Genomic DNA, 10265 nt, shown 5'->3' with positions numbered 1-10265 from the left:
CTGGTGCGTGCGCTCGCAAGGCGGAGGATCGTCCTCGTACTGGGCGTACATGGACGACTCCGACAACGCGGCGAGCGCGCGTGCCAGGCGTCGCAAGCCGACCGCCCATTCTGTTAGGGGCTCTTAGGGCCTGTCCGGCGGGCAGACCCTAGGGGCTGTCACCCACGACCCCCGACCCCGTGGCTCGTCCCCGCGCAGGACGAGCCCGTCGGCGCGTGTTCATAGTCTCTTCGTACGGGACACCGGAGCGGCGTGGTGGGGGAAACCCCCGGTCGGATACTGAGATCAGCACCATCGCGGTGCACCCCTCCGGTCGAGCAAGCTCATCTGCATACGGGAGACCGTCCCGTGAACCGTCCGGCTGAGGAGATTGTTGTGACAACGGCTGTAGCGCATCCCAGGACCGGGGGCAGTGGAGGTCGCACGGCTGTTGCCGCCGCCGCACGTCAGGTGCTCAAGGCGTACGGCTCGGGTGAGACCCGGGTCGTCGCGCTGGACAGGGTGGACGTGGACATCGCCCGTGGCGCCTTCACCGCCATCATGGGGCCGTCCGGCTCCGGCAAGTCCACGCTGATGCACTGCCTCGCGGGGCTGGACTCCGTCAGCGGGGGGCAGATCTGGGTCGGTGACCAGGAGATCACCTCCCTGAAGGACAAGAAGCTGACCCAACTGCGGCGGGACCGCATCGGCTTCATCTTCCAGGCGTACAACCTGCTGCCCACCCTCAACGGGCTGGAGAACATCACCCTGCCGATGGACATCGCCGGCCGTAAGCCCGACCGGGAGTGGCTGGACCGGGTGATCGAGACGGTCGGGCTCTCCGGCCGGCTCAAGCACCGCCCCAACGAGCTCTCCGGCGGCCAGCAGCAGCGCGTCGCGGTCGCCCGCGCCCTCGCCTCCCGGCCCGAGATCATCTTCGGCGACGAGCCGACCGGAAACCTCGACTCGCGGGCAGGCGCCGAAGTCCTCGGCTTCCTGCGCCGCTCGGTCGACGAGCTGGGCCAGACGATGGTGATGGTCACTCACGACCCGGTCGCCGCCTCCTACGCGGACCGGGTGCTCTATCTGGCGGACGGCCGCATCGTCGACGAGATGCAGCGCCCGACCGCCGAGGCCGTACTGGACCGCATGAAGCACTTCGACACCTTCGGGAGGGTGTCATGACCGTCGTCAAGACCTCGATGCGCAACTTCTTCGCGCACAAGGGAAGAATGGCGCTCAGCGCCATCGCGGTCCTGCTGTCGGTGGCGTTCGTCTCCGGCACCCTGGTGTTCACGGACACCATGAACTCCACCTTCGACAAGCTCTTCGCGGCCACCTCGGCCGATGTCACCGTCTCCCCGAAGAACGCGGGAAGCGGCGAGGAGAACCCGCGGTCCGGCAAGCCCGAGACGCTGCCCGCCGACACCCTGGAGCGGGCGCGGCAGGCGGAGGGCGCGAAGCGGGCCGAGGGCGTCGTCCTCAGCCAGAGCGTGACCGTCGTCAACGAGGAGAACGAGAACCTCGGTGCCAGCAGCGGCGCACCGACCCTCGCCGGCAACTGGACGCAGAACGACCGCAGGTCCATGGAGATCACCTCCGGGCACTCCCCGCGCGGCCCCACCGAGGTGATGCTCGACGCCGACACCGCCGACAAGCACGATCTGAAGCTGGGCGACGAGATACGCACCATCGCGGTGACGGGCGACCGCACGGCGAAGATCTCCGGCATCGCGACCTTCAAGGTCACCAACCCCGGTGCCGCCATCGTCTACTTCGACACCGAGACCGCGCAGAAGTTCCTGCTGGGCGCCACCGGCGTCTACACGAACGTCGCCGTCACCGCCGAGAGCGGTGTGTCCCACGAGGTGCTGAAGAAGAACGTCACCGGGCAGCTGGGCGGCGCGGGCGCCTTCAAGTACGAGACGCAGCAGGAGGCCGCCGAAGCCAACGCGGACGACCTCGGCTCGTTCCTCGACGTCATGAAGTACGCGATGCTCGGCTTCGCCGGGATCGCCTTCCTCGTCGGCATCTTCCTGATCGTCAACACCTTCTCCATGCTGGTCGCCCAGCGCACCCGTGAGATCGGCCTGATGCGGGCCATCGGCTCCAGCCGCAAGCAGATCAACCGGTCGGTGCTGTTCGAGGCCGTGATGCTGGGCGTCATCGGCTCCGTGCTCGGGGTCGCCGCCGGTGTCGGACTGGCCGTCGGGCTGATGCAGCTGATGGGCATGGTGGGCATGGAGCTGGACACCTCCGAGCTGACCGTGAAGGCCACCACCCCGGTGATCGGCCTGGTGCTGGGCATCGTCGTCACCGTGCTGGCCGCCTATCTGCCCGCCCGCCGCGCGGGCAAGGTGTCGCCGATGGCGGCGCTGCGCGACTCCGGGATCTCCTCCGACGGCCGGGCGGGCCGTATCCGGGCCGCGATCGGCCTCCTGCTCACGGCGGGCGGCGGTCTCGCACTGGTCGCCGCGTCGCAGGCGGACGAGGCGTCCGCCGGGGCGAGCATGCTGGGCCTCGGGGTGCTGCTGACCCTCGTCGGCTTCGTGGTGGTCGGCCCGCTGCTGGCCGGGTTCGTGGTGCGCGGTCTGAGCGTTGTCGTCCTGCGGATGTTCGGCTCCGTCGGCCGTCTCGCCGAACGCAACGCGCTGCGCAACCCGCGCCGTACGGGCGCCACCGGCGCCGCGCTGATGATCGGGCTGGCGCTGGTCGCCTGCCTGTCGGTCGTCGGTTCCTCGATGGTCGCCTCGGCCACGGACGAGCTGGACAAGTCGGTCGGCGCGGACTTCATCGTCCAGTCCGACAACGGGCAGCCGATCACCCCGGCGGCGGCGAAGAAGATGCAGCAGATGACGAAGACGGGGGAGCTGGAGCATGTCAGCGAGTACAAGATCGTCGACTCGCAGATCCGTACGGAGTCGGGCAAGCTGACCGACGCCGAGGACGTCACGGCCGCCTCCCCCACCTACGCGCAGGACCTGCGGGTCGAGGTGGTCGAGGGCAAGCTCAGCGACGCGTACGGCGAGAACTCCATGTCCATCGACGAGGAGTTCGCCAAGCAGTACAAGGTGGGCCTCGGCGACGAGCTGACCGTCGCCTTCAAGAAGGGCAAGCGCGTGGACGGCAAGGGCGTGCCGCTCACGGTGAAGGCGATCACCTCCAGCGAGACCGTCGTCGACAACGGCGCGTTCTACCTGAGCATCGCGACGGCGGAACGCCTGGTGCCCGCCGATCAGATGCCGCTCAACCAGATCATGTTCGGAAAGGCGAAGGACGGCCAGGCGGAGGCTGCCTACACCGCGCTGAAGCAACAGCTGGACCCGTACCCGCAGTACAAGGTGCGCGACCAGGCCGACTTCAAGCAGACCCTGAAGGACCAGATCGGCGCGCTGCTCAACATCGTCTACGGGCTGCTGGCACTGGCCATCATCGTCGCCGTGCTCGGCGTCGTGAACACCCTCGCCCTCTCCGTCGTCGAACGGACGCGGGAGATCGGCCTGATGCGGGCGATCGGTCTCTCCCGGCGGCAGCTGCGCCGCATGATCCGGCTGGAGTCGGTGGTCATCGCGCTCTTCGGCGCGCTGCTCGGACTCGGCCTGGGCATGGGCTGGGGTGCCACGGCGCAGAAGCTGCTGGCGCTTGAGGGCCTGAAGGTGCTGGAGATCCCGTGGCCGACGATCCTCATCGTCTTCGCGGGCTCGGCGGTCGTCGGCCTGGTGGCGGCACTGGTCCCGGCGTTCCGTGCGGGGCGGATGAACGTACTGAACGCGATCGCCACGGACTAGCCGTCCGGCGGGCCGGGCCGAACGCTGCGGCGTGGGTGTCTGCGACTCCTCCCGCCCCAGCCCCGGACGGCAAACGCGGTGATCGGCGGCCGGGAGACCGGCAGTCCCGTACGGCCCCGGCGCGCCAGCAGGCGCGCCGGGGCCGTCGGGGGTTCCGGGGCCGTCGGGGTTTCCGGGGTTTCCGGGGGCCGGTCACGGCACTAGGACATGTCCCGGTCCGGTTCCGCGCCCAGGCCCACGCGCCAGCTGGAGTCCACCCGGGCCAGTGCGTCCCACAGTTGGGAGAGCGGATGGCCGGGCCCGTGCAGCGCCCGCTCACCGCGCCGGGCGAAGACCCCGACCAGCACCCGGGAGCGCGGTGCCGAATCGTCGACCAGCTCCGCCGTCCGCAGCCCGGCACCCTCCGCGAGCCACCCCTCGGCAACCGCCTCGCCGATCCCCTCGGTGACCAGCATGCAGCCACGCACCGCACCCGAACGCAGCAGATCGAACCCGTAGTGCACGGCGTCGATCTCGGCGGCCACCTTCAGCTCGCGGCGGTAGTCGGTGCCGAACCAACCCTGTAGAAAGCCCGAGATGAGTCCCCGTGACGACACCACCAGCGGCACCTTGGGGAGTTCGGCCACCTGCATGCGGTCGCCGGGCAGCTGCGGTGGGGGCAGGTTGGTGACCAGGGAGAGCCCGCTGCGCCGCCACTCCAGCACCTCGAAGTCCGCAAGCCGGGCGTCGTCGTCCTTGTCGACACCGGTGGTGCGCACGCTGCCGCAGGCCAGGTCGAGTTCGCCGGAGCGCAGCCGGTCCAGCAGGTCGCCGGTCCGTACGTGCGACATCTTCAGCTCCACGCCCTCCTGTTCGAAGCGGGCGTTCACCGTCTCCACGGCGTTGAGCAGATAGCCGAGCGTATAGCGCGTGGAGCCGATGGACAGGCGGCGGGCGAGACGGTGGTGGTTGCTCCGGATACCCTCCAGCCACTCCGTGAGCGTCCCGCGCGCCATCTCCACGAGCGCCTCTCCGGTGCTGGTGAAACGTACTTGGCGGCCCCGGCCGCGCTTCAGCACCAGCGGTTCTCCGTAGAGCGCACCCAGATTCCGGTTCATCGTGTCCAGTTGCTTCTGGACGCTGGACTGCTCACGGCTCAGCAGCCGTGCGGCGCCCAGGGCGGTGCCCTCCTCGTACACGGCCAGCAGGGTGCGCAACTGGTCCATCGTGGTGTCCAGCAGGGCCGACGGGTATTCGGGGTATTCCGCAGGGTCGGGTGACATGCCAATTCCGCTTGCTCTCCGGTGCTTCGGGTTTCCGTGTGTGTTTTCCCGGACATCATCAAAGAACCCGGCCTCGCAGCATAACGCCGGAGAAACTGATCCGGCGGACAGCTGGAATTATCTAGGGATTTATTCCGGGAAAGACTGGATGCCCGGAAGGTGCGCGTGAAATGGTCAGGGCAATCCGCGGGGCTGAATGGCCCGGATTGCACGGGGGCACGGGGAGCGGGGTACGGGGGACCGCGGGGGTGGTTCGCCCCGCCCTGGGCGTGCCACGGAGGCTTGGCGGACGCGGATGGCGCGTCCGTCAAGCCGCACTTTCTTCTGTTCCAGACGGATGCACGCCCGCCAAGCCGCCCCCATCGTGCGGGAGCGCCAGAATCAGACCGCAAGCGTTTGCACGTCGTACTGCGCAATCCACGTGTCGTCTATCGCCTCACGCAGGACGGGCCGGGCCCGTACCGACGGCTGCGGTGGTGCGGGCTCCCGGCGGTGGCTCCGGGTGAGGGATGTCGGTGGGCGGTCGTAGGCTGGAGACCCCGGGCCGCTGTGCGTACCGGGTCGCTCGTGCTGCCCCGCACGGCCTGATCCAGCCACCCACATACTCCGCCACCCCGCCACCCCCGGACGGAAGTCTCCATGAGCCTGCACGGTCTGCTCGACGCCGTCGTACGCGACCCGGCCCTCGACGAGGCCGTCAAGGCCGCCGCCGACGGCCACCGCCCCCATGTCGACCTGGTCGGCCCGCCCGCCGCGCGGCCCTTCGCGATCGCCGCACTGGCCCGGAGCGCGTCCCGCCCGGTGCTCGCCGTGACGGCGACCGGCCGGGAGGCCGAGGACCTGGCCGCCGCGCTGCGCACGCTGATGCCGCCGGGCGAGGAGAACGCGGTGGCGGAGTACCCCTCCTGGGAGACGCTGCCGCATGAGCGGCTCTCCCCGCGCAGCGACACCGTGGGCCGCCGTCTCGCCGTGCTGCGCCGCCTGGCGCACCCGGATGCGGGGGACTCGCAGACGGGTCCGGTGAGCGTCGTCGTCGCGCCCATCCGGTCCGTGCTCCAGCCGCAGGTGAAGGGGCTGGGAGACCTGGTGCCGGTGGAGCTGCGCCAGGGCGGTACCGCCGATCTGGAGGAGATCGTCGACGGCCTGGCCGCCGCCGCGTACGCACGGGTCGAGCTGGTGGAGAAGCGTGGCGATTTCGCGGTGCGCGGCGGCATCCTCGACGTGTTCCCGCCGACCGAGGAGCATCCCCTGCGGGTGGAGTTCTGGGGCGACGAGGTCGAGGAGATCCGCTACTTCAAGGTGGCCGACCAGCGGTCCCTGGAGATCGCCGAGCACGGCCTGTGGGCGCCGCCGTGCCGCGAGCTGCTGCTGACGGAGAGTGTGCGGGCGCGGGCCGCCGCGCTCGCCGAGGCACACCCCGAGCTGGGCGAGCTGCTGGGCAAGATCGCCGAGGGCATCGCCGTCGAGGGCATGGAGTCGCTGGCCCCCGTCCTGGTGGACGACATGGAGCTGCTGCTCGACGTGCTCCCGGCCCGGTCGATGGCGGTGCTCTGCGACCCGGAGCGGGTGCGGACCCGCGCCGCCGACCTGGTCGCCACCAGCCAGGAGTTCCTGGAGGCGTCGTGGGCGGCGAGCGCGGGCGGCGGGAAGGCGCCGATCGATGTCGGCGCCGCCTCGCTCTGGGGCATCGCCGACGTCCGGGAGCACGCCCGTGAGCGGGGCATGCTGTGGTGGTCGGTCAGCCCCTTCGCCGCCGGCGTGACGGCGGACGGAGAGGAGGACGCGCTGCAGCTGGGCATGCGCGCCCCCGAGTCCTACCGGGGCGACACCGCCCGCGCCCTCGCCGACACGAAGGGCTGGCTGTCCGACGGCTGGCGCTGCGTCTATGTCACCGAGGGCCACGGCACCGGTGCCCGTACGGTCGAGGTGCTCGGCGGCGAGGGCATCGCCGCCCGGCTGGACACCGACCTCGGCGAGATCGTGCCCGCCGTGGTCCAGGTGGCGCGCGGCTCGCTGGACAACGGCTTCATCGACGCGGCGCTGAAGCTCGCCGTGCTCACGGAGACCGACCTGACCGGGCAGAAGTCCGCCAGCAAGGAGCTGGGCCGGATGCCGGCCCGGCGGCGCAAGACGATCGACCCGCTCACCCTCCAGTCCGGCGACTACATCGTGCACGAGCAGCACGGCGTCGGCAGGTACGTCGAGATGGTGCAGCGCACCGTCCAGGGCGCCACCCGCGAGTACCTGCTGGTGGAGTACGCCCCGGCGAAGCGCGGCCAGCCCGGCGACCGCCTGTTCGTGCCGACCGACCAGCTGGAGCAGATCACCAAGTACGTCGGCGGCGAGCAGCCCTCCCTGCACCGCCTGGGCGGCGCGGACTGGACGAAGACCAAGGCGCGCGCCAAGAGGGCCGTCAAGGAGATCGCCGCCGATCTGATCAAGCTCTACTCGGCCCGGATGGCCGCCCCCGGGCACGCCTTCGAGCCGGACACACCCTGGCAGCGCGAGCTGGAGGACGCCTTCCCGTACGCCGAGACTCCCGACCAGCTGACCACGATCAGCGAGGTCAAGGAGGACATGGAGAAGTCCGTCCCGATGGACAGGCTGATCTGCGGCGACGTGGGCTACGGCAAGACGGAGATCGCGGTGCGGGCCGCGTTCAAGGCGGTCCAGGAAGGCAAGCAGGTCGCCGTGCTGGTACCCACCACGCTGCTGGTGCAGCAGCACTTCGGCACCTTCACCGAGCGGTACGGCCAGTTCCCCGTCCGGGTGCGGGCGCTCTCCCGCTTCCAGTCGGACACCGAGTCGAAGGCGGTGATCGAGGGGCTGCGGGACGGCTCGGTCGACGTCGTCATCGGCACCCACCGCCTCTTCTCCGCCGACACGAAGTTCAAGGAGCTGGGCCTTGTCGTCGTCGATGAGGAGCAGCGCTTCGGTGTCGAGCACAAGGAGCAGCTGAAGAAGCTGCGCGCCAACGTCGACGTGCTGACGATGTCGGCGACGCCCATCCCGCGGACCTTGGAGATGGCGGTCACCGGCATCCGCGAGATGTCCACGATCACCACACCGCCGGAGGAGCGGCACCCGGTGCTGACCTTCGTCGGCCCTTACGAGGAGCGGCAGATCGGTGCCGCGATCCGCCGCGAGCTGCTGCGGGAGGGCCAGGTCTTCTACATCCACAACCGCGTCGAGTCCATCGACCGGGCGACGGCGCGACTGCGCCAGATCGTGCCGGAGGCGCGGATCGCGACGGCGCACGGCCAGATGTCGGAGTCGGCGCTGGAGCAGGTGGTCGTCGACTTCTGGGAGAAGCGCTTCGACGTGCTGGTCTCCACCACGATCGTGGAGAACGGCATCGACATCTCCAACGCCAACACCCTGATCGTCGAGCGCGGCGACAATTTCGGCCTCTCCCAGCTGCACCAGCTGCGCGGCCGGGTCGGCCGCGGTCGCGACCGCGGCTACGCCTACTTCCTCTACCCGCCGGAGAAGCCGCTTACCGAGACCGCGCACGAGCGGCTGGCCACCATCGCCCAGCACACCGAGATGGGCGCCGGCATGTATGTCGCCATGAAGGACCTGGAGATCCGGGGCGCGGGCAACCTGCTCGGCGGCGAGCAGTCCGGGCACATCGCGGGCGTCGGCTTCGACCTGTACGTACGGATGGTCGGCGAGGCGGTCGCCGACTACCGCGCCGAGCTGGAGGAGGGCGGCGCACCGGAGGAGCCCCCGCTCGAAGTCAAGATCGAACTGCCGGTCGACGCGCATGTGCCGCACGACTACGCGCCGGGCGAGCGGCTCCGCCTCCAGGCGTACCGCTCGATCGCCTCTGCCAACTCCGAGCAGGACATCGCCGCCGTACGCGAGGAGCTGACCGACCGCTACGGGCCGCTGCCGGAGCCGGTGGAGAACCTGCTCCTGGTCGCCGCCCTGCGGATGCTGGCACGCTCCTGCGGCATCGCGGACATCACGCTCCAGGGCAACAACGTCCGCTTCAGCCCGGTCGAGCTGCGCGAGTCGCAGGAGCTGCGCCTCCAACGGCTCTATCCCCGCTCGGTGCTCCGTCGGTCGGCGGGCCAGGTGCTGGTGCCGCGCCCGAAGCCGTCGACGATCGGCGGCAAGCCGGTGGTGGGCCGCGACCTGCTGGCATGGGTCGGCGAGTTCCTCACGACGATCCCGGGGGCGTGAGCAGTCCGCGGGCCGCCGGGCTGGTCCGCCCCGCCCGACCGGTGTTCGCGCCGCCTTCCCCGCCGCCTCCGCCGGCGGGGAAGGCGCGGCGGTAGTCGGTCGGGGAGACCCCCAGGTGGCGGGCGAAGTGGCGGCGCAGGTTGTTCGCCGTGCCGAGGCCGCTGAGCTCGCTGACCTTCTCGATCGGCAGGTCCCCCGACTCCAGCAACTCCTGCGCACGGGACAGGCGTTGTCCGAGCAGCCACTGCATGGGCGTGATGCCGGTGGCGGCCCGCAGCCTGCGGTGGAAGGTGCGTACGCTCAGCCCGGCCCGCGTGGCCAGCTCGTCGACGGTCAGCGGCCGGTCCAGCTGGGAGGACGCCCAGTGCAGCACCGGAGCCAGGCTGTCGTCGTCGGCGGGGACGACGGCCCGTTCCACGAACTGCGCCTGCCCGCCCGGCCGGTGCGCGGGCACCACCAGCAGCCGGGCCAGCTGGTTGGCGACCCGCGCGCCCAGGTCGCGGCGCACCAGATGCAGGCACAGGTCCAGCCCGCCGCTGAGGCCCGCGCTGGTGAGCACGTCACCGTCGTCGATGTAGAGCACCGTGTCGTCCACCTCCACCTTCGGGAAACGGCGGGCCAGGGTCTCGGTGTGCGCCCAGTGCGCGGTGGCGCGGCGGCCGTCCAGGATTCCGGCGGCGGCCAGCGCGAAGGAGCCGTTGCACAGCGAGACCATGCGGCAGCCCGCGTCGGCGGCCCGGCGCAGCGCGCGCAGCAGCTCCTCTGGCAGCTCCCGGCTGCCGTCGACGCACTCCTCCGGCACCGCCGGGACCATCACGGTGTCGGCGCGGGCCAGTTCGTTGAGACCGTACTCGGCGTTCAGCACGAATCCGGGAGCCGCGTGAGGGGCGCCGGGGTTAAGCCCGCACAGCCGCAACTCGTACCAGGGGTCGGCCAGATCGGAGTGATCGAGCCCGAACACCGCGCAGGCGATGCCGAGTTCGAAGACATCCCAGTGCGGGAGAGCCGAGTCGTTGACGACGGCCAGGGCCACGGAACCAGCGCTCAT

Annotated in this window: 5 protein-coding genes; 3 read left to right on the top strand and 2 right to left on the bottom strand. The window is 70.5% G+C overall.

Annotated elements, in window-relative coordinates; all coding sequences use genetic code 11:
- Positions 1-375 precede the first annotated feature (375 nt).
- Both LHJ74_RS28280 and LHJ74_RS28275 read left to right on the top strand, forming a co-directional pair.
- Positions 376-1164 carry an ABC transporter ATP-binding protein gene (locus LHJ74_RS28280; RefSeq protein ID WP_260220365.1) on the top strand — a complete coding sequence of 263 codons (789 nt, stop codon included), beginning with the start codon at positions 376-378 and terminating at the stop codon, positions 1162-1164.
- On the top strand, positions 1161-3767 hold the full coding sequence (locus LHJ74_RS28275; protein WP_260220364.1) for an ABC transporter permease: 2607 nt from the start codon (positions 1161-1163) through the stop codon (positions 3765-3767). The genes LHJ74_RS28280 and LHJ74_RS28275 overlap by 4 nt, the downstream gene beginning before the upstream one ends.
- Positions 3768-3967: 200 nt before the next feature.
- On the opposite strand, the gene LHJ74_RS28270 is transcribed toward LHJ74_RS28275, so the two are convergent.
- A complete protein-coding gene (locus LHJ74_RS28270; RefSeq protein ID WP_260220363.1) occupies positions 3968-5029 on the bottom strand; it encodes a LysR family transcriptional regulator in 1062 nt (353 codons plus the stop codon).
- Positions 5030-5668: 639 nt separating this feature from the next.
- Here LHJ74_RS28270 and mfd point away from each other — a divergent pair.
- Positions 5669-9217 carry a transcription-repair coupling factor gene (gene mfd / locus LHJ74_RS28265; protein WP_260220362.1) on the top strand — a complete coding sequence of 1183 codons (3549 nt, stop codon included), beginning with the start codon at positions 5669-5671 and terminating at the stop codon, positions 9215-9217.
- Here mfd and LHJ74_RS28260 read toward each other — a convergent pair.
- Complete coding sequence (locus LHJ74_RS28260; protein WP_260220360.1) at positions 9195-10265, bottom strand: GlxA family transcriptional regulator; 1071 nt, start codon at positions 10263-10265, stop codon at positions 9195-9197. The genes mfd and LHJ74_RS28260 overlap by 23 nt on opposite strands.

Source organism: Streptomyces gossypii (genome assembly GCF_025165795.1).
GTDB lineage: Bacteria > Actinomycetota > Actinomycetes > Streptomycetales > Streptomycetaceae > Streptomyces > Streptomyces gossypii.
This window is presented reverse-complemented; position numbering and strand designations above follow the sequence as displayed.